General features: G+C 71.9%; 27 protein-coding genes. 11 read left to right on the top strand and 16 right to left on the bottom strand.

What is annotated here, in order from left to right:
• Positions 1-36 precede the first annotated feature (36 nt).
• Positions 37-813 carry a D-Ala-D-Ala carboxypeptidase family metallohydrolase gene (locus tag ABZ396_RS35160; protein ID WP_358919964.1) on the bottom strand — a complete coding sequence of 259 codons (777 nt, stop codon included), beginning with the start codon at positions 811-813 and terminating at the stop codon, positions 37-39.
• A gap of 246 nt (positions 814-1,059) precedes the next feature.
• The gene (locus tag ABZ396_RS35155; protein WP_358919966.1) at positions 1,060-1,731 is read right to left on the bottom strand and encodes a hypothetical protein; all 672 of its coding nucleotides are present in this window, start codon (positions 1,729-1,731) and stop codon (positions 1,060-1,062) included.
• Between the two features lie 290 nt (positions 1,732-2,021).
• Between ABZ396_RS35155 and ABZ396_RS35150 the strand changes: the two genes are divergently transcribed.
• A complete protein-coding gene (locus ABZ396_RS35150; RefSeq protein ID WP_358919968.1) occupies positions 2,022-2,582 on the top strand; it encodes an HD domain-containing protein in 561 nt (186 codons plus the stop codon).
• A gap of 529 nt (positions 2,583-3,111) precedes the next feature.
• Complete coding sequence (locus ABZ396_RS35145) at positions 3,112-3,627, top strand: phosphate-starvation-inducible PsiE family protein (RefSeq protein ID WP_358919970.1); 516 nt, start codon at positions 3,112-3,114, stop codon at positions 3,625-3,627.
• Between the two features lie 133 nt (positions 3,628-3,760).
• Here ABZ396_RS35145 and ABZ396_RS35140 read toward each other — a convergent pair whose 3' ends face one another.
• Positions 3,761-4,540: a hypothetical protein gene (locus tag ABZ396_RS35140; protein WP_358919972.1), complete on the bottom strand. Its 780-nt coding sequence runs from the start codon at positions 4,538-4,540 to the stop codon at positions 3,761-3,763.
• A gap of 898 nt (positions 4,541-5,438) precedes the next feature.
• Between ABZ396_RS35140 and ABZ396_RS35135 the strand changes: the two genes are divergently transcribed.
• Complete coding sequence (locus ABZ396_RS35135; protein ID WP_358919974.1) at positions 5,439-6,272, top strand: CAP domain-containing protein; 834 nt, start codon at positions 5,439-5,441, stop codon at positions 6,270-6,272.
• 63 nt (positions 6,273-6,335) lie between these two features.
• Here the strand turns inward: ABZ396_RS35135 and ABZ396_RS35130 are convergent, their stop codons facing one another.
• Entirely contained in the window at positions 6,336-8,336 is a 2,001-nt protein-coding gene (locus ABZ396_RS35130) for a phage holin family protein (protein ID WP_358920063.1), read from the bottom strand.
• Positions 8,337-8,467: 131 nt separating this feature from the next.
• The gene (locus ABZ396_RS35125; RefSeq protein ID WP_358919976.1) at positions 8,468-8,899 is read right to left on the bottom strand and encodes a hypothetical protein; all 432 of its coding nucleotides are present in this window, start codon (positions 8,897-8,899) and stop codon (positions 8,468-8,470) included.
• Between the two features lie 83 nt (positions 8,900-8,982).
• Here ABZ396_RS35125 and ABZ396_RS35120 point away from each other — a divergent pair, with 83 nt between their 5' ends.
• Positions 8,983-9,756 (top strand): MBL fold metallo-hydrolase, encoded by a 774-nt coding sequence (locus tag ABZ396_RS35120; RefSeq protein ID WP_358919978.1) that lies wholly within the window; start codon positions 8,983-8,985, stop codon positions 9,754-9,756.
• A gap of 14 nt (positions 9,757-9,770) precedes the next feature.
• Positions 9,771-10,412: a VTT domain-containing protein gene (locus ABZ396_RS35115; RefSeq protein ID WP_358920064.1), complete on the top strand. Its 642-nt coding sequence runs from the start codon at positions 9,771-9,773 to the stop codon at positions 10,410-10,412.
• A gap of 86 nt (positions 10,413-10,498) precedes the next feature.
• Here the strand turns inward: ABZ396_RS35115 and ABZ396_RS35110 are convergent, their stop codons facing one another.
• From ABZ396_RS35110 to ABZ396_RS35100, 3 genes are all read right to left on the bottom strand, one after another.
• On the bottom strand, positions 10,499-11,650 hold the full coding sequence (locus tag ABZ396_RS35110; RefSeq protein ID WP_358919980.1) for an MBL fold metallo-hydrolase: 1,152 nt from the start codon (positions 11,648-11,650) through the stop codon (positions 10,499-10,501).
• Positions 11,647-12,927 (bottom strand): aminotransferase class I/II-fold pyridoxal phosphate-dependent enzyme, encoded by a 1,281-nt coding sequence (locus ABZ396_RS35105; protein WP_358919982.1) that lies wholly within the window; start codon positions 12,925-12,927, stop codon positions 11,647-11,649. The genes ABZ396_RS35110 and ABZ396_RS35105 overlap by 4 nt, the downstream gene beginning before the upstream one ends.
• A 115-nt stretch (positions 12,928-13,042) precedes the next feature.
• Positions 13,043-13,174: a hypothetical protein gene (locus ABZ396_RS35100; protein ID WP_358919983.1), complete on the bottom strand. Its 132-nt coding sequence runs from the start codon at positions 13,172-13,174 to the stop codon at positions 13,043-13,045.
• Positions 13,175-14,054: 880 nt separating this feature from the next.
• On the opposite strand from ABZ396_RS35100, the gene ABZ396_RS35095 reads away from it, so the two are divergent.
• The 3 genes from ABZ396_RS35095 to ABZ396_RS35085 all read left to right on the top strand — a co-directional run bounded on the left by ABZ396_RS35095 (position 14,055) and on the right by ABZ396_RS35085 (position 15,506).
• Complete coding sequence (locus ABZ396_RS35095) at positions 14,055-14,336, top strand: hypothetical protein (RefSeq protein ID WP_358919985.1); 282 nt, start codon at positions 14,055-14,057, stop codon at positions 14,334-14,336.
• A 203-nt stretch (positions 14,337-14,539) separates the two neighbouring features.
• Positions 14,540-14,920, top strand: coding sequence for a DUF2795 domain-containing protein (locus ABZ396_RS35090; RefSeq protein WP_358919987.1), 381 nt, complete (start codon positions 14,540-14,542; stop codon positions 14,918-14,920).
• 37 nt (positions 14,921-14,957) lie between these two features.
• A complete protein-coding gene (locus ABZ396_RS35085) occupies positions 14,958-15,506 on the top strand; it encodes a type 1 glutamine amidotransferase domain-containing protein (protein ID WP_358919989.1) in 549 nt (182 codons plus the stop codon).
• 83 nt (positions 15,507-15,589) lie between these two features.
• Here ABZ396_RS35085 and ABZ396_RS35080 read toward each other — a convergent pair whose 3' ends face one another.
• The 3 genes from ABZ396_RS35080 to ABZ396_RS35070 form a co-directional block, all read right to left on the bottom strand.
• The gene (locus tag ABZ396_RS35080; RefSeq protein WP_358919991.1) at positions 15,590-15,847 is read right to left on the bottom strand and encodes a DUF6158 family protein; all 258 of its coding nucleotides are present in this window, start codon (positions 15,845-15,847) and stop codon (positions 15,590-15,592) included.
• Between the two features lie 259 nt (positions 15,848-16,106).
• Positions 16,107-17,726, bottom strand: coding sequence for an ATP-binding cassette domain-containing protein (locus tag ABZ396_RS35075; protein ID WP_358919993.1), 1,620 nt, complete (start codon positions 17,724-17,726; stop codon positions 16,107-16,109).
• 141 nt (positions 17,727-17,867) lie between these two features.
• Positions 17,868-18,527: a histidine phosphatase family protein gene (locus ABZ396_RS35070; protein WP_358919995.1), complete on the bottom strand. Its 660-nt coding sequence runs from the start codon at positions 18,525-18,527 to the stop codon at positions 17,868-17,870.
• Positions 18,528-18,599: 72 nt separating this feature from the next.
• On the opposite strand from ABZ396_RS35070, the gene ABZ396_RS35065 reads away from it, so the two are divergent.
• The 3 genes from ABZ396_RS35065 (at position 18,600) to ABZ396_RS35055 (ending at position 21,257) form a co-directional block, all read left to right on the top strand.
• Positions 18,600-20,084, top strand: a complete 1,485-nt coding sequence (locus ABZ396_RS35065) for a phosphatase PAP2 family protein (protein WP_358919997.1) — start codon at positions 18,600-18,602, stop codon at positions 20,082-20,084.
• Between the two features lie 139 nt (positions 20,085-20,223).
• Complete coding sequence (locus ABZ396_RS35060; protein ID WP_358919999.1) at positions 20,224-21,039, top strand: class I SAM-dependent methyltransferase; 816 nt, start codon at positions 20,224-20,226, stop codon at positions 21,037-21,039.
• Positions 21,040-21,086: 47 nt separating this feature from the next.
• The gene (locus ABZ396_RS35055) at positions 21,087-21,257 is read left to right on the top strand and encodes a hydrophobic protein (protein WP_358920001.1); all 171 of its coding nucleotides are present in this window, start codon (positions 21,087-21,089) and stop codon (positions 21,255-21,257) included.
• A gap of 21 nt (positions 21,258-21,278) precedes the next feature.
• Here ABZ396_RS35055 and ABZ396_RS35050 read toward each other — a convergent pair whose 3' ends face one another.
• From ABZ396_RS35050 to ABZ396_RS35030, 5 genes are read right to left on the bottom strand one after another with little or no spacing between them, the layout of a single operon-like run.
• The gene (locus ABZ396_RS35050) at positions 21,279-21,587 is read right to left on the bottom strand and encodes a gas vesicle protein K (protein ID WP_358920003.1); all 309 of its coding nucleotides are present in this window, start codon (positions 21,585-21,587) and stop codon (positions 21,279-21,281) included.
• Positions 21,584-21,772 (bottom strand): gas vesicle protein, encoded by a 189-nt coding sequence (locus ABZ396_RS35045; RefSeq protein WP_358920005.1) that lies wholly within the window; start codon positions 21,770-21,772, stop codon positions 21,584-21,586. Before ABZ396_RS35045 ends, ABZ396_RS35050 begins: the two co-directional genes overlap by 4 nt.
• A complete protein-coding gene (locus tag ABZ396_RS35040) occupies positions 21,769-22,584 on the bottom strand; it encodes a GvpL/GvpF family gas vesicle protein (RefSeq protein ID WP_358920006.1) in 816 nt (271 codons plus the stop codon). The genes ABZ396_RS35045 and ABZ396_RS35040 overlap by 4 nt, the downstream gene beginning before the upstream one ends.
• The gene (locus ABZ396_RS35035; protein ID WP_358920007.1) at positions 22,581-22,925 is read right to left on the bottom strand and encodes a gas vesicle protein; all 345 of its coding nucleotides are present in this window, start codon (positions 22,923-22,925) and stop codon (positions 22,581-22,583) included. Before ABZ396_RS35035 ends, ABZ396_RS35040 begins: the two co-directional genes overlap by 4 nt.
• On the bottom strand, positions 22,922-23,947 hold the full coding sequence (locus ABZ396_RS35030; protein ID WP_358920008.1) for an SRPBCC family protein: 1,026 nt from the start codon (positions 23,945-23,947) through the stop codon (positions 22,922-22,924). Before ABZ396_RS35030 ends, ABZ396_RS35035 begins: the two co-directional genes overlap by 4 nt.
• Positions 23,948-24,121 lie beyond the last annotated feature (174 nt).

Raw genomic sequence — 24,121 nt, 5'->3', positions numbered from 1 at the left:
GCACGCATCGGGCCGCAGCCGGCAGCGCTGTGCCTGTCAGACCGTACCGCTCTCCCACCACCAGGAGCCGGAGCCGTACGAGGGGTACTGGACACGGCTGTCCACATGCTGCCAGGAGTGCGAGTAGGCCTCGAGGCCGGAGAATCCGCAGGTTTCGGCGATCTTGTAGACCTGGTAGGTGGTGTGGCCGGCGACCACGATGTCCGCGGCGACGCCGTAGCAGTGCATGCTGTTGGACGCACCGCCCACCGAGGAGTTGTAGGCGACGCTCCGGAAGCCGGAGTTGACGGTCACCGCGCTGTTGCCGGCCTTCTTGCGCAGCGCCTCCAGCTTGTACATCAGCCGGCGCACGTTCTCCTTCACCTCCGCCGATCCCACCTTGCCGCCGCCGAAGCCGGAGCCGTCGTGGGAGGAGAACTCGCTCCAGTCGAAGTGCGCAGTCGAGCCGTCGCTGTTCTCGAGGCTGTTGAGCACGCTCTGGGTCTGCGGGCCGACGACACCGTCAGCGGTCAGACCGTAGGCGGACTGGAAGCGTCTGACCGCGGCGCCCGTGCCCGCGCCGAAGGCGCCGTCCCAGGCGACGTAGGTCTGCTGTGCGCTGGACGCCGCCCAGCCGCCGACCCGGATCTGCAGCTCCTTGACGTCGGAGCCGGAGTCGCCCTGCTGGAGAGTGCGGCTCCAGCCGTACGCCGAGGCCCGGCCCGCCGACCCGAGGTCGGCGGCTGCCGCCATGCCCAGCGCGGCGGCCACGCCTGCCGCGCCGCGGAGCAGGGCGCGGCGGTCGATGCTTCGGCTGTCTTGGGGCATGTTCATGAAACTGACTCCTTTGCTGGATGTGCGGAACTGCCGGTCACTGCGCGAACGGCGTCGGCTGCCGACCGCCGGGTCGGCCGGGCGGTGAGCCCGGCTGCGTACCGCCGGCCGCCCTGCGCGTGGGGTCGGTCGGGCACTGCCTGTGCCGGTCAGGCGACCAGTGAGCCAGGTGCTGCCGCTCCGCAACTCACCGGACTTGGCGGCAGGTTCCGGACCCGCGCGAGCCGAACGGCTCCCCCGGCCCTCTCAGTCGTTGTCGTTGTACAGGGCGGAGGGCCTGGTGACGCAGCCGATCGGGAGGAAGCCCCAGCCGAGGGCGGGGTCCCGGACCACCGCAGCCTGGCCGTCGCGCGTGGTGAAGCGGTACATGACGGTGCCGGAGGCGGCGCCCGCTGGGTCTGCCCAATGGCCGCCGTTGGAGGTGAAGTCGGTGCCGTAGAAGTAGTTGTAGTACAGCGTGCAGCCGGTGTTGGCGGGCGAGGCCGTGCCGTCGCCGGTGGCGTGGGCCGCGGCGTTGTAGTCGCGGCCTGTGTTGAGGCGATGCGACAGCATGTCCTTGGTCGTGTCGGAGCAGGAATCGCCGACGCTGCGGACGAACGCGCCCATGGACCCGGGCATCGCCCAGCCGCACATGTTGAGTCTCGTGATGGCCCGGCCGTAGTGCCAGTTGGCCGCGGTGGTCTGCTCGTTGTCGAACTCCCAGCCCCGCAGGGAGCGTCCCAGGTAGTAACCGCTCGGCTTGTTCACGATCCAGCTGCCGCCGCCGGCGATGGGCGCGCCGGTGCTCGGGGAGTTCGCGGTCTGGATCTGCCAGACGTTTCCGGCCGCCGCGGGGCCGGTGGCAAGGGCGGTGAGGGCGGCGGCCGCCATCACGGGGGCGAGGAGGCGCAGGGCGAGACGGACGGGGCGGCGGAGCATACGTACTCCTTCGGGGTCCGGAGGCGTTGGCTGGTACACGGTGGTCGGTGGCGTCAGCAGAACCGGAGGCGACGCCGTGGCGAGGGTTGACGCGCGTAAACCGTAGGGCCGAATTGTCATGCCTGCAACAGCCACTGATTGAACGGACGGTTACGGCGACGGCGTCGGAAGTTGCACCTGCAACCTCCCCGTATCTGTCCGATTCCGGCCGCTTCCTGATGGGAAAGTGCGCGGGGAACAGTACGACCTGCCGTCACCCGCCGTACGCCCGGCTGCGGCAGCCTGACCGCATGACGTACGACGGAACACAGTCCGTGGACGGGCTCATGGCCCTGCTGGCCGACTGTGAGGACGTCTGGGACACCCCGGACCGCTCCGGCGACCCGGTGGACATCCTCGACCACGGCCTCCAGGTCGCCGCGGTGCTGGCCGAGCGCTTCCCGGCCGACGAGGAACTGCAGGTGGCCGGGCTCGTCCACGACATAGGCCACTACCTTGTGCCCAGCGACGAAGCGGGACACGGCACACATGCCGCGACGGCTGTCGAGGGCCTGCTGGGATCGCGCGTCGCACGGCTCGTCGCCCTGCACATCCCGGCCAAGCGCTACCTGGCCGCCGTCGACCCACGCCTCGTGCTGTCGCCGGAGAGCACCCGCACCCTCGGCTGCCAGGGCGGCCCCATGAGCTCTGAGGAAGCGGCCGCCTTCGAGGCCGACCCCGAGTTCGCGGGGGCGATCGCACTGCGCCGCGCCGACGAGGCGGGGAAGACGGTGGGCCTGCGCGTGGCTGGTCTCGATTCCTGGCGACCCGTTGTGGAGCGTGTCGCTTCAGGTCGCGTTGCGGTCGGCTGAGTTCCACCTGCCCGCGGCCGATCCACGAAAGCAGGGCCGGCCATGGCGGCACAGGGCTGGGGCACGCCCGGCTCGTCGGGGGGCGGCGGCGCCCTGGGGTGCCGGTCGTGCGCGGACTCGATCGTCGCCGAGCGCACTCCCGGCACCGTTCTGGCGGCGCCGCCGCCGAGGCGTTCACCGGGACCGCACTACCATCGCGCGGACAACCCGCGGGACAACCCGCGGCAGAGCCCCGCAGACGACGGCGTAAGGACAGACGTGGACCCGATCCAATAGGTGCTCTTCACCGTCGCCCGGCTTTGCGCCGGCACCGTCGACGGTCTCGCCAACGGCGGCACCGTCGTCGAGTTCCTTGTTCAGCGGTCCTTGAGCAGTTCGCTGGGCCGGGCTTCTTCACGGACGTCACCTTGCGGCCCGTCTCTGCTTGGCCCAGTTCGGCTCGGCCGGGGCGGTGTCGCTCGCGGTCCGGTCCATGATCAGCCGCTTGGCGGTCCGCGGCGCCGAGCCGGTTGCGGCGGGTGAACCTACCATGGGATGGGTGCGAGGCTTTCTCCCGAAGATCGAGGGCGGCAGGCTGCAGAGTCTTCTGCAGGCGATCGAGGACGGCATTCACATGATCGTCGCAGCCCTGCTCGTGCTCCTCGCGGGGATCCTGACGGTCGGGGTCGCCGTCCGTGTCGCGGAAGCGATCCAAGGACCGCATCGCGCGGAGACGATCGCGATCCCCATGCTGGACAGCACCCTGATCCTGTTCATCGTGGCGGAACTGCTGCACACCGTCCGCTTCACCATCAGGAACCAGACACTCGATGCCGAGCCGTTCCTCGTCGTGGGCCTCATCGCGGGTATCCGCAAGGTCCTCATCGTGACGGCCGAGGTGGAACGGTCCTTCCGGTGGAGCGTGGAGGGCATCGAGCTCGTCATCCTGACGGGACTGATCCTGGTCATGGCGGGCGCGATCTACGTCTGGCGGCGTTCGACGCGGCCGGAGGACTACTTCCCGCTCCAGGGCCCTCATCCCTCCCCGGGACCGCGGCGCGGCTGAACTGCGCGGTCATCTCCGCGGCCGTCGACCTGGGCCGCCTCGCGGCTCACGATGCGGCAGCTCAGTTGCGCACGTGACAATTTCCGCAGCACAGGACCCTGCCTGCCAGCACAGGACCTTGTCTGTCGGAGGCTCACCGGAACGCGATGCTCCTGCCCTGCCAGCCCTCGTACGTTCCGTCCGGCAGCAGCCGGTTGAAGGCGATGCTGTCCTCGACGTCCCGCGCGAAGACGAACACCACTTCGCCCTGGGTGCCGACCGCTACGGCGGTATCGGTCGTGAAGTCACCCGGCACGGGGTCCCACCCGGCGAACGATCCGTCCGCACCGAGTCTGTTGAACTGAATGCGCCCCTCCACATCCGTCACGAACACGAGCACGTCCTCGCCCCGGGCCGCTGCTGCGGGCTGGGTGGCGCCCACCATGCCGCCGGGGACCTCTTGCCAGCCCTCGAACGCTTCGCCCCGCTCACTCCGGTTGTACTGGATCCGGCCGTCGGGGTCCCGGGCGAAGACATGAAGGTCCTCGCCCCGGCTCGCCGCCGTCGGCGCCGCCTGACTGCGCAGAGACGCGAACGTCTCCGCCATCGACACCGAACGGACGGTGGTGGGCAGCGGCCGGATCGACTGGATCTCCCAGCGGCCCAGGGTAAGCGCGGTTGCGGGGAGCACGACCTCGACGCCGTGTCCGTCATCCGTCTCACGGAGGTCCGACCTCCGCTGGGCGATGACATCCGCAATCTGGTCTGCGGCCTCGGTCATGATGGGTCCCGCGATGGGGACTGTGACCGCGGCGGCCAGAACCATCGCGCGGACCGCGGTGACCGGATCGTCGGACTGAGCGATCTCTTCCACCTCTTCGTGCAGGAACTCGATGCCGATGCCGGGGTCCTCAGTCGCTCTGATCGCAGCCATGCACTTCCTCACTCAAGGTCGAGGGCCGGTCGGAGCATCAGGGGTTCGGTCTCCGATCGGGCACTGCTCCCAGCATGGCCACAGGTGCGCCCCACGCTCGCGGTGGACACCGCCTTACGGGTGCTGCGGATCCTCCGTACCGCATCACTGTCGACGGAGAGGTCTCCACCAGGCTGCGAGGCGGGCCCCCGGGGCGTCGACCACGACCGGGGGCTGGGCGTCAGCCCAGCCTGGCGAGAGGTCCGGCCACCGACACCGGCCCTGCCGGGGACCGGGCGGTCGCGGAGTCGGGAGGCAGACACGGAGTGCTACGGCCTTGGCAGCTGCAACCGCCCGGTGACCACCTCGTCCCCCGACAAGCCGTGGGCGTTCTTCGACGAGCAGGACCTCGCACAGACCGTCGAGCGCACCCATGCGGCCGTGGAACGCGTAACGCCGTCCGGGCGCTCACACGAGCCACGGCCCCCAGGGGAGCCAGAACCGGAACGGATGGTTCCGTGAATTCCGTCACACCGGGTGGGGCCATTCACCCCGCCCGATAGTAGATACCGCCCTGTCGGCAAAAGGGATTTGTCCGGCTTGATATTAGGCGCACCCTATACCGCCGCTTGAGGGCATTCCCCATAGTCGGCAATTCCGCCCACCGCGCAGCCGACGAAGGCTTTGTGACGGTGCAACAGGAATTGGCATGGGACAGCGGAATCCGGCCCCGCACGCCTCCACGGCCGTGGCAAGGGCGGCCAAGACTACGAAGCAAGTTAGTAGGAAGGCCCTTTGCGCTGCCTGTGAAGTCGTCCTAAGAATGGCGATCCGCAAGACGTTTCCGCAGTTCAGCAGCCGAGTCCGTGCAGGCCCGCCGCGCAGGGGGGGGCAATCACGGTCACCGAGTGAGGTCACGATGGGGAATCACCGCAAGAAGAAGCATCACCGGCGGATAGTCATCGCCGCTGTCGCCGTGGGTGCCGTGGGCGTGCCGTCCGCCGCCATGGCATGCGGCGGCTGGCCGGACAGCGGAGAGAATCAGGCCTTCACCGCCCAGCGGACCGCGGTCAAGGAAACGGGGAACGAAAGCGACGGCGGTCGCGGCTGGAAAGACAACTGGCACCACCGCCACAACCACCACGAGCACAACCGCAGTACCGCGGAAGCACCCAAGACGCCGGCCGCCTCCGCGAGTGCGCCGACGACCACCGCGCCGAAGCCCAGGCACACCCCGAAGACGCCGACCGCCTCCGCGAGTGCTCAGACGACCACCGCGCCGAAGTCCACGCACACCACCTCCCCCAGCACTCCGAAGGCGTCCGCCTCCGCGGCCCCCACGCCCGCGAGCACACCGAAGACCACCGCCCCGGCGTCCGGGGCCGTCGCACGCATCGTGCAACTCGTCAACGCCGAGCGCAGCCAGGTCGGTTGCTCACCCGTGACCTTGAACTCGACCCTGACCAAGACCGCACAGGCGCACAGTGCGGACATGGCGGCCCACCAGAACATGTCGCACACCGGCTCCGACGGGTCGTCTCCCGGCAGCCGGATCACGAGTTCCGGCTACAGCTGGAGCACCTACGGCGAGAACGTGGCCTACGGTTACGCCACCCCCGACCAGGTCATGGCGGGCTGGATGTCCAGCGCCGGCCACAGAGCCAACATCCTCAACTGTGCGTTCAAGGAGATCGGCGTCGGCCTCGCGCAGCCCGACAACTACTGGACCCAGGACTTCGGGACCGCCCGGTAAACGGCTGCGGGGCAACGGACTGCCGGGGGCTGCCATACGCGGCCGAGTACGCGAGCCGACCTCCTACGCGGCCCTCTCCCCCTCCGCAGACAACGGAACCTGCGGCCCGTCCGCCTCCCGGAGCCACCGCCGCAGCACCCGGTGCACGGCCTCCGCCCCCACGAGTTCCTCGCCCTCCTCCACCGGTACGGAGACGCAGACCGGCGACAGCAGGAACGGCCTCCCCTGCGCGCCCCCCAACCCCCCGTGCGACCCGATCTGCTCCTCGAACGCCAGGACTTCGCCGGACTCGGGGTCATACCAGGAGTTGACCATGATGTCGGCGGTGTGCGGGAAGGAGTGGGTGCGCCGGACCGCGTCGGCGGCGCCCGGACCGAAGACGGCGACCGGCCCCGGTCGGCCGTCGAGCCGGTCGAGCGGTGTCTGCGCGCCGTACGCACCGAGCACCACCCCGCCGTGCTCCTCGCTGCGCACCAGCAGAAAGCCGACGCCGGGGTGGTTGGCGAGGCTGGTGAGCAGGGCGGGGTACCGGGCGTCCATCTCCTCCTTGGTCATGCGGTGCGGCACGTCCGGGAAGGAGACCAGGCCGAGGTTGCCGGAGGCGAGGACGACCGGTTCCGAGCGCCGGGTGGGCCGGTGCTTCTCGCCGCCCTCCTCGACGGGCCTGCGCAGGGCCGCACGGACGGCGGCCCGGGCCTCGGTGCCGCTATGGGTACGCTCAGCCCGGCGCGGCACATGGAGTCCGCAGCCGGCCCGGACCAGGTCTCCGAGGGTGAGCCCGTACCGGGAGTGGAAGGTCTCACCGGGACTCTGCCCGTGGTCGGAGAGGACGACGATCCGGTACTGCCGCGGGGCGTGCTCGGCGACCTTCTCGATCAGGGCGACGGCGCGGTCGAGGCGTTGCAGCACCTTCTCGGCGTCGCGGCTGTGCGGGCCGGAGTGGTGGGCGACCTCGTCGTAGGCGACGAGGTCGGCGTAGACGGCGGTGCGGCCGGCGAGCAGGTCGCCCATGACCGCGGCGACGACGACGTCCCGTTCGACGACGGTCGCGAAGGCACGGACGAAGGGGTAGAGGCCGCCGCGCTTGACGCGCGGGCGCTGCTTGCGCAGCCGGGCCGCCGTCGACTGGCCGATCTCGCGGCCGACCTCGGCGAAGAATGAGAGCGCCGTGCGGACGGCGTTGGCCGGGTCGGAGAAGTAGGCGAAGTAACCGGCGCGGGAACGGTTCTTCCGGCCTCGGCGGCGGGTGGCTATGGACAGGACGAGGGCCTGTTCATCGGCGCCGCCGCTGAAGAGGTTGCCGCGGCTGGCGCCGTCCACGGTGAGCAGTCCACCGTCGGCTGTGTACAGCATGGCGCGGCGCTGCAGCTCGGCCGCGCTGGTCGGTCGATTGCACACCATCACCTCCCGGCTGTCCTTCTCGTACCAGCGGAAGGCCGGGACGTCGAAGTTGGAGCCGTGCAGGATGCCGAGCTGGCTGGCGCCGGTCTGGCTGGACCAGTCGGTGCGCCAGGGGGTGAGCCGGTGGGTGCCGTCCAGCCAGGTGGCGACGGTGGGCATCAGGCCTCTGGCGACGGCGGCGGTGAGCACGTCGTGGCCGACGCCGTCGAGCTGGAGGAAGACGGTGCCGGGGGCGGCCGGGCAGGGCGGGTGGGAGCCGCGCCGGCGGGTGGCGAGGCGGGAGAGCCGGCGCCGGTAGGCGTCGTCGTCGCGGACGGCGAGCGCACCGCCGGTGGCGGAGGCGACGGCGGACATCACGGCGGCCACGATCACGGCGGTCTCCGGGGCGGCCTCGCTCTGCCCGGAGGGGTTGACGCGCAGGGCGACGAGGAGGAGGGAGCCGTTGAGGAAGAACACGAGCAGGCCGAGGACGAGTGCGGGCACGAGCAGCAACAGTCGTACCAGCAGGGGCCATACGGCGGCCGACAGCACACCGAAGGCGCCGGCGCCGAGGGCCGCGGTCACGGCGATACGGGTGGCGCTGTCACCGTCGGCGGACTGGAGCCGGAAGTCGGGCAGGATCCCGGCGAGGACCAGAATGGTGACGGTGGACACCGCCCACACCACGACGCTGCGCCCGACCTGACTGACGCCCCGCCGCCACCGCACGCCCCACCGACCTCACGTCCGCGACCCGCGTCCGCCGCGGACCTGCTGCCGCCAACCCTGTCATACGGTCATGGGGGCGAGCGGGCTCACCTTCCGTCGTACCCGGCCGTCGGCATCGACAGCCTCCGGTGGACCCGCGCCTTCATCTGGGCGTCGTAGCGGGGCTCGGCCCGCCCCACCGTCTCCACCCGCACCCCACGTCTCGCGCACTCCGCCGTGAAGTCCTCGACCGACGACAGCGCGCTCTCCAGGACCCGTCTGCTCGGTGCGACGAAGACGTCGAGGCCGGGGCGGACACCTGACCACAGGGCGCTGTGGTCGTGGCGCAGCCCGCGGACCAGGAGTTCGCGGGCGATTACGTATCCGTTCTCCACGGCCCAGCGCGCGCACATCGCGTGCTGGCTGCGGGAGTCGACCAGGAAGGGGTCGATCTCCAGTTCCTCCAGGGGCGTCAGACTCGCGATGGCGGTCACCCGCACCGGCGCGAGCCCGCCGTAGGCACCCCGCACCTGTCCCATGGCGCCCCCTCACCTCCGGGTTTCGCCGCCGACACTACTCCTGCACGTAGGCTTCGGGGAGTCGCGCGAAGGAGGCAAAGAGGGTGCCGGCGGAGATCACCTGGTGGGGTCACGCCACCTGCACGATCGAGGATTCGGGCATACGACTGCTGACCGATCCTCTGTTCGCGCGCCGGCTCGCCCATCTACGCCGACGCCGGGGGGCCCCGCCGCCGCCCGAGGCCCGTCGCGCGGACCTCGCGCTCGTCTCCCATCTGCACGCCGACCACCTGCACGTCCCCTCGCTGGCCGGGCTCGCCCCGGGCACGCGCCTGCTGGTACCCCGGGGCGCACCACGTGCGGTGCCCGCACTCCGCCGGCTCCGTCAGCTGCGGATCACCGAGGTCGGCGTCGGGGACGAGATACCCGTCGGCCCCCTCGTCGTACGGGCCGTGCCCGCGTTGCACGACGGCCGCCGGCTGCCGGTCGGCCCGCACCGCTCCCCCGCCCTCGGATACGTCGTCGAGGGCGCGGCACGGACGTACTTCGCCGGGGACACCGGGCTGTTCGACGAGATGGCCGAGGCGGTCGGGCCGGTGGACGTGGCCCTGCTGCCGGTCGGCGGGTGGGGACCGTACCTCGGGGAGGGGCACCTCGACGCCGGGCGGGCGGCGCTGGCGCTGGCCCGGCTGGCGCCGCGCAGCGCGGTGCCGGTGCACTACGGGACGTACTGGCCGATCGGCATGGACGGGGTGCGCCCGCACGAGTTCCACGCACCGGGCGACGAGTTCGTGCGCCTCGCGGCGGAGTACGCGCCGCAGGTGGCGGTGCACAAGCTCGGTCACGGGGAGGGTGCGCGGCTGGAGGTCGCACGGTGAGACTGCTGGTGGTGATGGCGGCCGCCGCCGGTGCCACGGCGACCACCTCGCCGGCCTCGTCGACCGAGTCCACGCAGCAGGCGATCGGCTATCCGGCGCTCTTTCTGCTGGTGCTGGTCGGGGCGCTGCTGCCGGTGATACCGACGGGGGCGCTGGTGAGTTCGGCGGCGGTGGTGGCCTTTCATCAGACGGCGCCGTTCGCGTTGGCGCTGGTGTTGGTGACTTCGTCGCCGGCCGCCTTCCTGGGGGACGCGGCGCTGTACTGGCTGGGGCGGCGCGGGATGAGGTCGAGGAACGGGTCGCGCTGGCTGGCGGCGCTCCGGGCGCGGGCGCCGGAGGACCGGCTGGAGCAGGCGCAGGAGAAGCTGGCCGAGCACGGGGTGACGGTGCTGGTGCTGTCGCGCCTGGTGCCGGCGGGGCGGATTCCGGTGATGCTGGCGTGTCTGCTGGCGGAGTGGCCGCTGAGGCGGTTCGCGCGGGGGAACGCACCGGCGTGTCTGGCCTGGGCGGTGACGTACCAGTTGATCGGGATCGTGGGTGGGTCGTTGTTCCCGGAGCCGTGGGAGGGGGTTGTGGTGGCGGTCGCGCTGACCGTGGTGATCAGCGCGGCGCCGAGTGTGTGGCGGCGGGTTCGGGGTGGTGCGGTGCGTAGATAGCCCGGGGGTGTGCGTGGGGGGCTGACCCGCCCACGCGGCGAGGCCGCGAAACGTGACGACCCCGCGCCCCTTTCGGGGCGCTTCGGTCACCCGGCGCTGTCTGATCCGACCCTGTCCATCACCTTCGACCCTCCCACCGGCAGATCCCAGAGATCCTCCCGCTCCAGCCCCGCCTTCTCCCAGGCCGCCCGCACCCGTGTCAGGGGTTCCAGGACCGGCTCTGCCGAGAGGACGAACGTGCCCCAGTGCATGGGTGCCATCCGCCGTGCCCCCAGGTCCTGCGTCGCCCGGACCGCCTCCTCCGGGTCGAGGTGGACGTCGCTGAGCCACCAGCGGGGGTCGTAGGCGCCGATGGGCATCAGGGCGAGGTCGATGCCCGGGTAGCGGCCTCCGATGCGGAAGAACCAGTGGCCGTAACCCGTGTCGCCGGCGAAGTAGACACGCCGCCCGTCGGCGGCGGTGAGGACCCAGCCGCCCCAGAGGCTGTGACAGGTGTCGGTGAGGGTGCGCTTGGACCAGTGGTGGGCGGGGACGAAGTCGAAGCGGACACCGGACAGTTCGGCCGCCTCCCACCAGTCCAGCTCGGTGACGGTCGTGAAGCGGCGGCGCCGGAACCAGCGGCCGAGGCCGGCCGGTACGAACACCGGGGTGTCGCGCGGCAGGCGGCGCAGGGTGGGGGCGTCCAGGTGGTCGTAGTGGTTGTGGCTGATGACCACCGCGTCGACGCGCGGCACGGTCTCCCAGGCGACGCCGACCGGCGTGATGCGGGCCGGGGTGCCGATGATGCGACGGGACCAGACGGGGTCGGTGAGGACGGTCAGGCCGCCGATCCGGACGACCCAACTGGCGTGTCCGACCCAGGTGACGGCGACCGTGTCGGTGTCGACGCGGGGCAGCGGGCCCGGCTCGTAGGGCAGCAGCGGGATATCGGCGAGGCCCTCGCGCCCGGGGCGGACGGAGCCCTCGCGGGCGAAGCGGGCCATGGCCTTGAGGCCGGGCAGGGGTGCGGTCAGACGGTCGTGGAAAGTCCGCGGCCAGACCCGGAGTTCGCCCAGCGGGCGGGGTTCGGCGAGCGGCGGAGACGGAGGCGCGTAGGGAGTCGGGGCTGTGCGGGCGGTGTCGTCCAGGGTCGTCGTGGCAGTCGTGTCGGCAGTCGTCGTGGGTGCGTTCGTCGTGGGGGCAGTCGTCGTGGGGGCAGTCGTCGTGGTGGACCCTGACTCATGCGTCTGCTGCGTCATCGAGGAGGCTCCCATCGCTGAGCGTCGTCGCGGAGGTCGCCGAGTACCGACCTCAAGGACATCAACGCGCGTTGCACGTGTGGCAGTTCCGACGGTGCGGGTGACGTGAGGCATTCCAGGCGTTCCTCGTCGGTGCCGCCCAGCAGCGGCCCGGTGGCGAGCCGGACGCGCAGCGCCTGGAGATCGTCGCCGAAGCGGTGGCCGCCGGGCGCGGGCACGCCGAGCCGGCCGGTGAGGAAGTCCTCCAACTCCTGCGCGTCGCCGACCCCCTGGGCACCGAGCGCGGCGCGCAGGGGTTCCAGGTCGGCGTACAGGTGACGGCCTGCCTGCGGGGGCCGGGCCAGGCCGCCGCCGGCGACCACCGCGGCGTGCGCGGCGGCGGCCACGCGCGCGTGCAGGCGTACGGCGGCCTCCCGGCGGGTGGTGACGGGCTCGGGCTCGTCGAGCGCGTGCCCGGCGGCGACCGCGACCGGCCCGGCGAGGCGGGCGCCGAGGGCGGTCAGGACGTCGAGCACGCGCGCGTGCAGGGCCGTACCGGTGTCGCCCTCGGGGAACCGGGCGACGGCGGCGGGCCAGCCGGCCGGCAACAGGGCGCCGGCCAGGTCGGTGACGACGGTGACCCGGTCCGGGAGCATCTCGGCCGGGCTGAGCAGCACGGTCGCGTGTGCGGCGTGCAGGGTGTCGCGCCAGGTCTCGTCGCTGACCAGGTGGAGTCCCTCGCCGGTCGCCGCCTCGACGGTCTCGTGCAGCAGTTCGGGCGGGGCGACGGTGGCGGTGGGGTCGTCGGCGATGGAGAGGACGAGGAGCCTGGGGTCACCGCCCTCGTCCCGGACCCGGCGCACGGTCTCCAGCAGTGCGTAGGGATCGGGTACGCCCCCGGACTCGGCCGGGGTGGCCACGTGGAAGACGGGCCGGCCGAGAAGCCGGGCGTACGGTGCCCACCAGGCGGCGCAGGGGCGCGGCACCAGGACGTCACCGCCGAGCGCGGCGGTGAGCGCCAGCAGGAGGGCCGGGGCGCCGGGTCCGGCGGCAACGCGGCCGGGCGTGACGGGCAGCCCACGGCGCTCCCAGTAGCCGCAGGCCGCGTCGAGCAGCGCCGGGCCGCCGCCGACGGGCTCCTCCCCGCCCCGGCTCGCGGCGGCGGCCAGCACGGCGGAGAGTTCGGGCAGGACGGGCAGCCCGTCGTCGGGCAGCGGCGGCCCGTACCGGACGGGTCCATGGCCTCGCGCGGGCGTGTCCCGGGCCGGCCCCTGCCCCTCGGGATCCGTCCGCCGCATGTCCGCCTCCGCGCAGTCCGTGGTGCCGTGTGCCTTCCGGTCCGGGCCGTGCTCTACGTCGGGTGGTGCGTACGGTGCCGGAGTGGTCGCCCCGGGGTACCCGGTGGCGGCCGTCTCACCCGTCCGCGCGGGACCTCCCGCCGCACAGCCGGTACACCGCGCCGCCGCACGCGGCCGCGATCAGCATGCCACCCGCGGCCAGCGCGGGAACCGAGTCCGTGAAGGCGCCCCCTTCCCCGGCCGCCACCCCGTGCTCCACGGTCGGCGGATCACACGACGTGTCACCGCCGCGTGGCTCGTCACACCCGTGATCGTCCGCGCAGGACGCGCCCTTTGTCGTACCGCACGAGCGCCCGTCCTCACAGGAACCGGACGAGCCGGATGAGCCGGAGAAGCCAGGTCCGCCCGAACCCGAACCGCCGGAACCGGAGGAGCCGCCGGGACGGGAGGAACCGGAGGAAGCGCACTCGCGGCCGCCTCCGCAGCCACGCGAGTCCGAGCACTCCCGCCCGTCCCCGCCGCACGACTTCTGCCCCGCGGAACAGGGCCGCTCGTCATTGCCCCCGGACGCCGCGCCGACCTCGCCCCGACCACCGGTGGCATCGTCACCCCGAGATCCCGTGCCATCGTCACCGCGAGATCCCGTGCCATCGTCACCCCGAGATCCCGTGCCATCGTCACCCCGAGCACCCGTGCCATCGTCACCCCGAGCACCCGTGCCATCGTCACCCCGAGCACCCGTGCCATCGTCACCCCGAGCACCCGTGGCATCGTCACCCCGAGCACCCGTGCCATCGTCACCCCGAGCACCCGTGGCATCGTCACCCCGAGCACCCGTGCCGCCGTCACCCCGAGATCCCGTGCCATCGTCACCCCGAGCACCCGTGCCGCCGTCACCCCAGGGACTCGTTGCTTCGTCGCCGCGAGGGACGGTGCCGTCACCCCCGTGAGGGATCCCGCTGTCGCCGCCGGGAACCGTGCCGCCGTCCCCGTGCGGGACGACCCCGCTGTCGCCGCCCGGAACCGTGCCGCCGTCCCCGTGCGGGACCCCGCTGTCCCCGCCCGGAACCGTGCCGCCGTCGCCGCGAGGAACCGTGCCTCCCTCGCTCCGGGCGACCGTGAGGTGTGTGCTCGAGGGATGTTCCTGCTCCCCGCTCGTGGCCGGGCAGGTCCCGTCGGCGGTCCCGGCGCCCTTGGAGACGGCCCGGGGGGCGTGGATGGTCGCGGGTGCCTGCCCGCCGGTCGTCGTCCCGCAGGTCACGGAGACGGTGACGGTGGCCCCGGGCCGCGCACCGCCGGGGTTCGCCTCGGCGGCGGGGCCGGCCACGGCGGCCGTACCGGCGACGCCGAACGCGGCACCCGTCAGGACGGCGACGGACAGGACGCGAGCGGTACGGCGCATGGGATGACTCCTCGGAACGTACGACTCCGGGGACACGCGGCTGGTGCCCCCGCAGCCATCACAGCCCGCCCCACGCCGTGCCGCCCGCGGCCGACGCCCATTCGCGGGACACGCCCGCCCTTTCGGGTGACGTCACGGGCCGGTTCTGGCGTGTCGGCCCCTCGTCACCGGGTACGCGTCCCGCACCCCCTGAAGCACCTGGAGGGAGATATGCAGCGAGGCAGCGACCGGCTGAGCGTCCACCGGGACGACGAGATGAAACACGAGCTGCAGGGCCTGCTCAGGTCCGGGCACCCGACGCGAACCGAGGACTGGAACGACCCCGAGCCACCCGCCGAGGACGATCCGGAGGTGTACCGCGCCCCGATCCTGCCGTGGACCAGTGAGCGGCCGTCGCTGGAGACCGTACGGCTGGAGCTGGCCCGGTTCCTGACCAGGCACGACTTCCCGGCGCAGCCGAGTGAACTGGCACGCGTGCTGCGCCATCGCAACGCCCCCGACGACCTCGTCCAGCGGGTGTCCAGGTTGCCGCGTTCGACGCGCTACCGCAGCCTGCTGGCGCTGGCCGAGGCCGTGGTCGGCGGGGAGTGAGCCGGGACACCGAGAAGGAAGCAAGGGAGTAAATATCATGCGTATCGCGTTTCTGAGCGCGCCCGAGGGCGTCGAGCAGGTGGAGCTGACCGAGCCGTGGAAGGCGGTCTCCGACGCCGGGCACGAGCCGGTGCTGGTGTCGACGGAGCCGGGAGAGATCCAGGCCTTCGACCATCTCGACAAGGCGGACACCTTTCCCGTGGACGAGGTGGTCGCTGACACCTCGGCGGACTCGTTCGGGGCGCTGGTCCTGCCCGGCGGGGTCGCCAATCCGGACTTTCTTCGGATGGACGAGAAGGCCGTCGCGTTCGTGAAGAGCTTCTTCGAGGCGGGCCGGCCGGTCGCCGCGATCTGTCACGCGCCCTGGACGCTGGTCGAGGGCGATGTCGTGCGCGGCCGGACCCTGACGTCCTGGCCGAGCCTGCGGACCGACATCCGCAACGCCGGCGGCACCTGGGTGGACGAGCAGGTAAAGATCTGCGAGGCCGGGCCCAACACACTGGTCACCAGCCGTAAGCCGGACGACCTCAAGGCGTTCTGCGAGGCCTTCCTCGACGTCTTCAGCAAGGCCGAGAAGGGCAACTGAGAAAGGCAACTGAGAAGGCCGACCGAGAGGGGCTCCGGGCACACCGGAGCCGGCCGCCGCCGCGCAGCTGACCGGCGGCGGTCTCAGGTCGCGGAGGTCCTCGGTGTCGCTGTCTCGGCGCAGGTGCGTTCCCTGGCGCCCTCCCGGGTGCGGCCGGCGGCGACGACGCGGCGCGGATTGCGGCGCAGATACTCGCCCTCCAGTTGGGCCATGCGCTCGTTGTGGGCGCGCAGCGCGTCGTTGGAGCCGTACAGCAGGGTGTCGTGGCGCGTCCGGTGGATGTTCTCCAGCTCCTTCATGAGCTGCTGGTCGTCCAGCCGGCTGGGGTCGACTCCGGTCATGGTGGTACCCCGCTCGTCGTGTCCGTCCCGGCGGTCCGGATCCCTGCGTCCACTCTACGGAGGTCCGGGCTCCCGGTCCTGTCTAGCGCCTGTTGCGAAAGTCCCGTCGTCCGCCCGGAGGGCGGCCCCCGCGGCGTCCGGTGCGTGCTCTCGGGGTGCCGGGTGCAAGCCCTCGTACTGGACGTACTTGGGTTTGTGCCCGGTGCGGCGAGAGTGCGTGCCGGGCGTCGCGGGGCAGGCGGGACTTTCGCAACAGGCCCTAGCGGGCCCGCTCCACCCGGCGCTCGTCCCACACCGGCTCCGGGGTCTCGCGGACCCGGCCGTCGGTGCCGAAGACCAGGTAGCGGTCGAAGGAGCGGGCGAACCAGCGGTCGTGGGTGACGGCGAGCACCGTGCCGTCGAAGGCCTCCAGACCCTCCTGGAGGGCTTCGGCGGACTCCAGGTCGAGGTTGTCGGTGGGCTCGTCGAGCAGCAGAGCCGTTACACCCTGTAGCTCCAGCAAGAGGATCTGGAACCGGGCCTGCTGGCCACCGGAGAGTCGATCGAAGGTCTGTTCGGCTTGGTTCGTCAGCTCGTAGCGGCGCAGGCGGGACATTGCGGCGCCCCGGTCCTGGGAGTGTTCCGTCCACAGGACGTCGAGGAGGGTACGGCCCTGGAGCTCGGGGTGGGCGTGGGTCTGGGCGAAGTGCCCGGGCACCACCCGTGCGCCCAGCTTCCACTGTCCCGTGTGTGCCACCTCCCGGCCGGCCAGCAGCCGCAGGAAGTGCGACTTGCCGGAGCCGTTGGAGCCGAGGACGGCGACCCGTTCGCCGTAGAAGACCTCCAGGTCGAAGGGTTTCATCAGCCCGGTGAGTTCGAGTCCCGTACAGGTGACGGCCCGCACGCCGGTACGGCCGCCGCGCAGCCGCATCCTGATGTCCTGGTCGCGCGGCGGCTCCGGGGGCGGGCCGGCCTCCTCGAACTTGCGCAGCCGGGTCTGCGCGGCCGCGTACCGGGACGCCATCTCGTGCGAGACGGCGGCCGCCTGACGGAGGTTCACCACCAGCTTCTTCAGCTGGGCGTGCTTCTCGTCCCAGCGGCGGCGCAGTTCCTCGAAGCGGGCGAAGCGTTCGCGCCGGGCCTCGTGGTAGGTGGCGAAACCGCCGCCGTGCACCCAGGCGTCGGCGCCGGTGGGCGAGGGCTCCACGGAGACGATCTTCTCGGCGGCGCGGGCGAGGAGTTCCCGGTCGTGGGAGACGAACAGGACCGTCTTGCGGGTCTCCTTCAGCTGCGCCTCCAGCCAGCGCTTGCCGGGGACGTCGAGGTAGTTGTCCGGCTCGTCGAGCAGCAGCACCTCGTCGGCGCCCCGGAACAGGGCCTCCAGGACGAGGCGTTTCTGCTCACCGCCGGAGAGGGTGCCCACCTGGCGCCACTGGGCCTTTTCGTACGGCACACCGAGCGCGGCCGTCGTACACATGTCACACAGCGTCTCGTGCTCATAGCCGCGCACCTCGGCCCAGTCGGCGAGCGCCTGCGCGTACCGGAGCTGCGCGGCTTCGTCGTCGACGGTCAAGATGCCGTGCTCGGCCCGGTCGACGGCCTGCGCGGCCTCCCGGATCCGGGGCGGGGCCACCGACACCAGCAGATCACGCACGGTCGTCTCGTCCCGTACGGAGCCCACGAACTGGCGCATCACGCCGAGGCCGCCGCTCACGGTCACCGTGCCGCCGTGCGGCTTCAGCTCGCCGGAGATCAGCCGCAGCAGGGTGGTCTTGCCGGCGCCGTTGGGGCCGACCAGGGCGACGGCCGCCCCCTCACCGACCCGGAAGGACACGTCGCCGAGCAGGGCCCGCCCGTCGGGGAGGTAGTACTCAAGATGCGCGGCTTCCAGATGTCCCATGGTCAGGCATTCTGCGTGGCGCCCCCGACCTGGGGCAAACCGTTATCAGCCCGACGCCTGCGGGTGCGGGCGCGTAGGGGTTGCTCGCGCAGTTCCCACCGGGCCCGCAGCCGAACACGTCGGCATCCCTGTGACGCACAGTCACTCCGCGGCGGACTCCAACGGCTCCCCCGTCGGCCCGCTCGCGCCCGTCGGCTCCACGACCGCGCCCTCCCAGGACAGTGCCTTCCAGCCGTCGTCCGGGGAGCCGTCCAGGATCACCACGCCGGTGTTCTCGAGCGGGCGGGCGGCGGCGAAGGGGACGTCGACGTTGTCGGCGCGGGCCGCCGTCCACAGGCGGATCGCGGCGCCGTGGCTGATCATGGCGACCGTCCGGGCTCCACTGGCGGCGGCCTCGGCGATCACGGCGTCGTACCGGGCCAGGGCCTCGTCACCGGTCTCCCCTCCGGGGATGCGATGCGCGGTGTCCCCGGCAGCCCAGGCGAACACGGTCCGCATGTAGTTCTTGCCGGCCTCGGAGTGGCCGGGCAGCATCTCCAGGTCGCCGGCGGAGACCTCGCGGATGCCGTCGCGGACGATCGGCACGAGGCCGCGGGCCGCGGCCAGCGGAGCGGCGGTGAGCTGGGTGCGGGTCAGGGTGGAGACGTAGAGGGCCTCGATGTCCTCGTCGGCGAGGGCCTCGGGGAGGGCTGCCGCCTGCTGCTCGCCGAGAGCGGTCAGGCCGGGGCCCGGTACGCCGGTGTCGAGCAGGTACTCGACATTGGTCGGGGTCTGCCCATGACGTATGAGGAGCAGGCGCATCCGGGGGGTTCCTCTCACTCGACCGCACCGCGTACCGGCAGGAAACAGCCACTTCAGGGTACCCGCACCCGCATGAGCCCAGATGTTGACCTGACCGTCCTGAAGCCCGGCCGGCACGCGCTGCGTGACCGGCTGCTCGCTCTCGACCTGCGGTTGTTCGAGGCGGCCGCCGAGCGGAACTGGCCGTTCGCGGAGCCGGTGCTGCCCCGGCTGAGCCGCAGCGCCAACCACGGCGTGCTGTGGTTCGCGGCGGCGGCCGCGGTGGCCGCGTCCCGCACCCCGCGGGCCCGCCGGGCCGCCGCCCGCGGCCTGGCCTCGCTCAGCGTGGCCTCCCTGACCATCAACACCGTTGGCAAGCGCTCGGTGCGCCGGCCCCGGCCGGTCCTGGACCCGGTGCCGGCGGCACGGCATCTGAAGCGGCAGCCGATCACCACTTCGTTCCCCTCCGGTCACGCGGCGTCGGCGGCCGCGTTCGCGACCGGGGTCGCTCTGGAGTCCCCGGCGTGGGGCGCGGTGGTGGCGCCGTTGGCGTTCTCCGTCGCCATGTCCCGGGTCTATACGGGCGTGCACTTCCCGAGCGATGTGCTCGCGGGCGCGGCGCTGGGCGTGGGCGCCGCGTTCGCCGTACGCCGGCTGGTGCCGACCCGGATCCAGACCGGCCCGCCGCCCCGGCCCCGTGCGGACGCCCCGGCGCTGCCCGACGGGGACGGCCTGGTGATGGTGGCCAACCGGGCCTCGGGCAGCGCCGACCGGGTCCGGGCGCTGCACGACGAGTTGCCGAAGGCCGAACTGGTGGAGTGCGATCCGGTCGAGGTGCGGGCCGAGTTGGAGAAGGCGGCGCTGCGGGCGCAGGTGCTCGGGGTGTGCGGCGGCGACGGCACCGTGAACGCGGCCGCCCAGATCGCCCTGCGGCACGGCCTGCCGCTCGCGGTGCTGCCCGGCGGCACCCTCAACCACTTCGCCTACGACCTGAGTGTCGAGGACGGCCGCGGCCTGGGCCGCGCGGTGCGCGACGGCGAGGCGGTCCGGGTGGACGTCGGCCGCTTCGCCTGCGACGGCCGGGAGGGCGTATTCCTCAACACGCTGAGCCTCGGCGTGTATCCGGAGCTGGTGCGGGAGCGGGAGCGCTGGGCGCACCGCATCGGCGGCCGGCCCGCCGAGGTGCTCGCGGCGCTGCGGGTGCTGCGCACGGACCAGCATCCGCTGCAGGTCGAACTCGGCGGCGCGTCACGCCCGTTGTGGCTGCTGTTCGTCGGCAACTGCGTCTACCACCGGATGGGGCTCACGCCGGGCCGCCGTACCGACCTGGCGGACGGGCTGCTGGACGTGCGGGTGGTGCACGGCGGCCGGCATCCCGCGCTGCGCCTGCTCGCCGCCGCCGTGGCGGGTCCGCTGACCCGCTCCCCCGCGCTCGCGGAGGCGCGGGTGCGCCGGCTGCGTCTCACCGGCCTCATGACCGGCACCCCGCTCGCGTACGACGGTGAGGTCACCGATGTGACGGGCGAGGTGACGGTGGAGAAGCTGCCGGAGGCGCTGACCGTCTACCGACCCCACTGACAGAGCCTCACCGACAGAGCGTCTGTCCACATCGTAGAACGCGGGTCTCATCATTCGGCATACGGGCGTAGCTTTGCCGGTACCGCGGGACGGGGTCGTCCGGCCCCGTCCGCCTGGTGTGCAGCGAAGGGGCCGAGCCATGTCGAAACCGCAGGAGACCGCCGTCTACACGCACGGGCACCACGAGTCGGTGCTGCGTTCCCACACCTGGCGCACCGCCGCCAACTCCGCGGCCTATCTGCTCGGTTCGCTGAAGCCCCACATGAGGATCCTGGACATCGGCTGCGGCCCGGGCACGATCACCGCCGACCTCGCGGAACTGGTTCCCGACGGCCATGTCACCGGCGCCGACCACGCGCCGGGCATCCTGGAGCAGGCCCGGGAGACCGCCGCCGGGCGCGGGCTGACGAACGTGGACTTCACGGTCGCCGACGTGCACGCGCTGGACTACCCGGACGACACCTTCTGCGTGGTCCACGCCCACCAGGTGCTCCAGCACGTGGGCGACCCGGTGCGGGCCCTGCGCGAGATGCGCCGGGTCACCAGGCCCGGGGGCTTCATCGCCGTACGGGACTCGGACTACGCGGCGATGACCTGGTATCCGGCGGTGCCGGGCCTGGACGACTGGCTGGAGCTGTACCGGCGGGTGGCGCGGGCCAACGGGGGCGAGCCGGACGCCGGGCGGCGGCTGAAGTCCTGGGCGCTGGCCGCGGGGCTGACCGACATCACCGCCACCTCCGGCACCTGGACGTACAGCACGGCCGAGGAGCGGGCGTGGTGGGGCGGGTTGTGGGCGGACCGCACGGTCGCCTCGTCGTACGCCGGACGGGCCACGGAGGGTGGTCACGCGACCACCGAGCAACTGCGCGCGCTCGCGGCGGCCTGGCGGGAGTGGGCGGTGCGGGACGACGGCTGGTTCGCCGTCCTGCACGGAGAAATTCTCTGCCGGAAGTGAGTCTGATCCGCCTAATTCGGGAAACCCGGGTGCCAGGAGGTCAAACTATGGTTCCCATTCTGCTGGTACTGCTTCTGGTGCTGATTCTTTTCGGTGCCGGATTCGCAGTGAAACTGCTCTGGTGGATCGCGCTCGCCGTGCTCGTGCTGTGGCTCCTCGGATTCCTGGTCCGCGGCACGACCGGCGCCGGTGGCAGGGGCCGCTGGTACAGGTGGTGAGGCCACCCCCTGGTGGCCGGTTCACTCGCGCGGCAACAGCGGTCCCAGCGGCCCGAGGTCCAGATTCAGGTCCTCGGGCCGCAGTCCGTACCGGTCCCGGAGTTCGGCCATGCGGTCTTCCAGCAGCATGAGGGTGAGCCCGATCCGCTCCTCCTGCTGCTCGGTGAGCTCCCCGGTGTCGAAACGGCGCAGCGCCTGCCGTTCCATCAGCTGGCGCAACAACTCCACGACGGTCAGCACCAGCTTGACCAGGTCGCGCTCGACCGTGTCCGGGTCGAGGTCCAGCCGGTTGCGGCGCTCGCCCGGCTCCTGATCGCGGTGCTCACTCACGTCGGCTCCCCCCAGGGTGCGGGCACTTGCTCGTTGACCGAGCTGATCAGCGCGTTGAGGTCGATACGGACGAGGTCGACGTCCGCGATGCGCAGGGTGATGTCGCCGGTGATGACGACCCCGCCGGCCAGCAGCCGGTCGAGCAGGTCGACCAGGGCGACCTCACGGCGTTCGACGACGGTCACCGCTCGGCCCCCGACTCCGCCGACTCGCCCGGCTGCCCCGGCTGCCCCGGCTCCGCGATCAGTTCCGTGAACGAGTAGGCCGCCCATGGCCCGGTGAGTTCCACCCTCATGCCGGGTGCCTCGCCCTTCGTACGGTCCACCAGTTCCACGAATTCCTCGGAATCCGAGCGCCCCACCAGATAGGCCGCGTTGAGCAGATTCTGTCCGGGCACTCCGGAAAGCGCCGCGTTCTGCGGTGGGTGCAGCCGGGAATCCTCGGCGTGCTGGGAAAGCCGCTCGTGCAGGACACGGGCGAATTCCTCGGCGGCCCGCCATTTCTCCTCGTGTTCGCGGCTGCGGGTTCGCCGCTGCCGAAGGTAGTCCCGCCCGCTCGCGGGTTTGCCGGCGGGCGCCGGATCCTTCTCCGGCGGGTCGGCGTACAGCTTGACCCCCCATTCGACCCGTCCTTCGAGCCGGTCGAGGGTGTGCAGGAAGTCGGCCTCGCGGGCCTCCATCATGGTCCGAACGCCGCTGTCGTCCCGGAAGACCGTGGCGAGCCGGAGCGGCAACGGCGTAGTGACGGTGGTGAGCGCGTCGACCACGCCCTGGTGGGCGCGGGCGGTCGCGGCCAGCCAGTCCAGGTCCTCCAGATGCTCCCGCAAGGGCCCTTCGGCGAAGTCCCCCTCCGGGACCGTGCTGACGACGGCGACCAGGCCGCGGTGCCTGAGCAGCCCGGGCGGGGCGCCGGCCACGCCGGTGAGCTGGGACTGGAGGGCAGCCTCGAAGGGGCGGCAGACGGCGTACACATACCGGAGTCCGGCCTGTGCGGTCATCGATCCTCCTCCTGTCGCTGTCCGTGTCCGGCCTCCAGCGCCTCCAGGGCCGCGAGCCGCTCCCGCAACTCGTGGTTCTCCCGGGTGAGTTGGTCGCGCCGGGCCCGGGTGGACAGCTCCGGGTCGTGCTCCCACCAGTCGATGCCCATCTCCTTCGCCCGGTCGACGGAGGCGACGACCAGGCGAAGTTTGATGGTGAGCAGTTCGATGTCGAGCAGGTTGATCCTGATGTCACCGGCGATGACGATGCCCTTGTCCAGGACGCGCTCCAGGATGTCGGCGAGATTGGCACCCCCGCCGTCACGTCCGTAGGGTTCGGGCAGCCGACCGGCCATCGTCATCGACGGCTCCCGGACTCGGCGTACTCGTCCTCGTCCTCGTCCTCGGTGGCTTCCTCGTCCTCGTACTCGCCCTCGGGTTCCTCGTCCTCCTCGGCTTCGCCTTCGTACTCCTCATCCTCCCCCTGCCCGGCGTCCTCCGTCTCGTCGTAGGGCCCTTCGTCCTCGTACCGCTCCTCGGCCTCGTTCTCCTCCTCCTCGGCCAGGGCGTCCTCGTGGCTGCGGACGACCTCGCCGTCGCGGATCTCGCCGCGCCAGCCCTCGTCCGCCTCGCCCTTCATGGAAATGTGCCGGGCGAAGTGCTTGAGGTCGAGACGGGTCCGGCGGCCCTGGGCGCGCCAGATGTTCGCGGTCTTCTCGAAGAAGCCGCTGGGGTAGTACTCCATCACCAGCAGGATGCGGGTGAGGTTCTCGTCGAGCGAGTGGAAGGTGACAACGCCCTTGTGGGTGCCCTTGGCGCCCTCCGACGACCACTGGATACGGTAGTCGGGGACCTGCTCGGCGGTGTGGCCCTTCCAGCTGCGGGTGGACCACCAGATCTTGCCCTTCCAGTCCGACGTGATGTCGTCGGTACGGCTGGCGCTCTTCACACCCTTGGTGAAGATGCTGAAGTCCTGGTAACGGGTCCACTGGTCGTAGGCGGTGCGCACCGGCACACCGACGTCGACCGACTCGAGGATGACGGTCGGCTTCTGACCGCTGCTCTTCCCCTTGCCCTTGCCGCCCCCGGCGTTGCGCACCTTGTCCATGACGGTGTCCTTCGCGTGGGAAAGGCCGAGCTCCACTACGGAACGCACCGGGCCCTTGCCCTCGGCGACCTTGCGGCCGGCGTCCATGGCCAGCTGGGCGAAGCCCGGGCTGTTCCCCTCGGCTATGTCGTTGAGCTTGCCGGTGGTCTCGCCGAGTTTGCGCCCCGCGCCCGTGAGCAGGCGCTCGGCCTGGGCGGTGAGGTACTGCTGCAGCTCCGCCTTCAGGCGGTCGGCGGCCTCGGAGCGGGCCGCGTCCGTGAGCGGGCTTGTGTTCATCGGTCAGCGCCTCCCTTCGACGGGGCCCGGCCCGTCGTCTTCTGGACTGCAGCCCGGCCCTGCGCGGCCTTCTTGGCCGGGGCCTTCTTGGCGGCCGTCTTCTTCGCCGGAGCTTTCTTGGCCGCCTGCTTCGCGGGGGCCTTCTGGCCCGGCGCCTTGCGGGCAGGCCCCTTG

Origin of the sequence: Streptomyces sp. NPDC005866, from assembly GCF_040629895.1 — a bacterium.
In the GTDB taxonomy this organism is placed as follows: domain Bacteria; phylum Actinomycetota; class Actinomycetes; order Streptomycetales; family Streptomycetaceae; genus Streptomyces.
This window is presented reverse-complemented; position numbering and strand designations above follow the sequence as displayed.

Coding starts and splice junctions, on each gene's coding strand:
- ABZ396_RS35160 (WP_358919964.1), bottom strand. CDS start 813: ATGAACATGCCCCAAGACAGCCGAAGCATCGACCGCCGCGCCCTGCTC.
- ABZ396_RS35155 (WP_358919966.1), bottom strand. CDS start 1,731: ATGCTCCGCCGCCCCGTCCGTCTCGCCCTGCGCCTCCTCGCCCCCGTG.
- ABZ396_RS35150 (WP_358919968.1), top strand. CDS start 2,022: ATGACGTACGACGGAACACAGTCCGTGGACGGGCTCATGGCCCTGCTG.
- ABZ396_RS35145 (WP_358919970.1), top strand. CDS start 3,112: ATGGGATGGGTGCGAGGCTTTCTCCCGAAGATCGAGGGCGGCAGGCTG.
- ABZ396_RS35140 (WP_358919972.1), bottom strand. CDS start 4,540: ATGGCTGCGATCAGAGCGACTGAGGACCCCGGCATCGGCATCGAGTTC.
- ABZ396_RS35135 (WP_358919974.1), top strand. CDS start 5,439: ATGGGGAATCACCGCAAGAAGAAGCATCACCGGCGGATAGTCATCGCC.
- ABZ396_RS35125 (WP_358919976.1), bottom strand. CDS start 8,899: ATGGGACAGGTGCGGGGTGCCTACGGCGGGCTCGCGCCGGTGCGGGTG.
- ABZ396_RS35115 (WP_358920064.1), top strand. CDS start 9,771: ATGGCGGCCGCCGCCGGTGCCACGGCGACCACCTCGCCGGCCTCGTCG.
- ABZ396_RS35110 (WP_358919980.1), bottom strand. CDS start 11,650: ATGACGCAGCAGACGCATGAGTCAGGGTCCACCACGACGACTGCCCCC.
- ABZ396_RS35105 (WP_358919982.1), bottom strand. CDS start 12,927: ATGCGGCGGACGGATCCCGAGGGGCAGGGGCCGGCCCGGGACACGCCC.
- ABZ396_RS35090 (WP_358919987.1), top strand. CDS start 14,540: ATGCAGCGAGGCAGCGACCGGCTGAGCGTCCACCGGGACGACGAGATG.
- ABZ396_RS35085 (WP_358919989.1), top strand. CDS start 14,958: ATGCGTATCGCGTTTCTGAGCGCGCCCGAGGGCGTCGAGCAGGTGGAG.
- ABZ396_RS35080 (WP_358919991.1), bottom strand. CDS start 15,847: ATGACCGGAGTCGACCCCAGCCGGCTGGACGACCAGCAGCTCATGAAG.
- ABZ396_RS35075 (WP_358919993.1), bottom strand. CDS start 17,726: ATGGGACATCTGGAAGCCGCGCATCTTGAGTACTACCTCCCCGACGGG.
- ABZ396_RS35070 (WP_358919995.1), bottom strand. CDS start 18,527: ATGCGCCTGCTCCTCATACGTCATGGGCAGACCCCGACCAATGTCGAG.
- ABZ396_RS35065 (WP_358919997.1), top strand. CDS start 18,600: ATGAGCCCAGATGTTGACCTGACCGTCCTGAAGCCCGGCCGGCACGCG.
- ABZ396_RS35060 (WP_358919999.1), top strand. CDS start 20,224: ATGTCGAAACCGCAGGAGACCGCCGTCTACACGCACGGGCACCACGAG.
- ABZ396_RS35055 (WP_358920001.1), top strand. CDS start 21,087: ATGGTTCCCATTCTGCTGGTACTGCTTCTGGTGCTGATTCTTTTCGGT.
- ABZ396_RS35040 (WP_358920006.1), bottom strand. CDS start 22,584: ATGACCGCACAGGCCGGACTCCGGTATGTGTACGCCGTCTGCCGCCCC.
- ABZ396_RS35035 (WP_358920007.1), bottom strand. CDS start 22,925: ATGACGATGGCCGGTCGGCTGCCCGAACCCTACGGACGTGACGGCGGG.
- ABZ396_RS35030 (WP_358920008.1), bottom strand. CDS start 23,947: ATGAACACAAGCCCGCTCACGGACGCGGCCCGCTCCGAGGCCGCCGAC.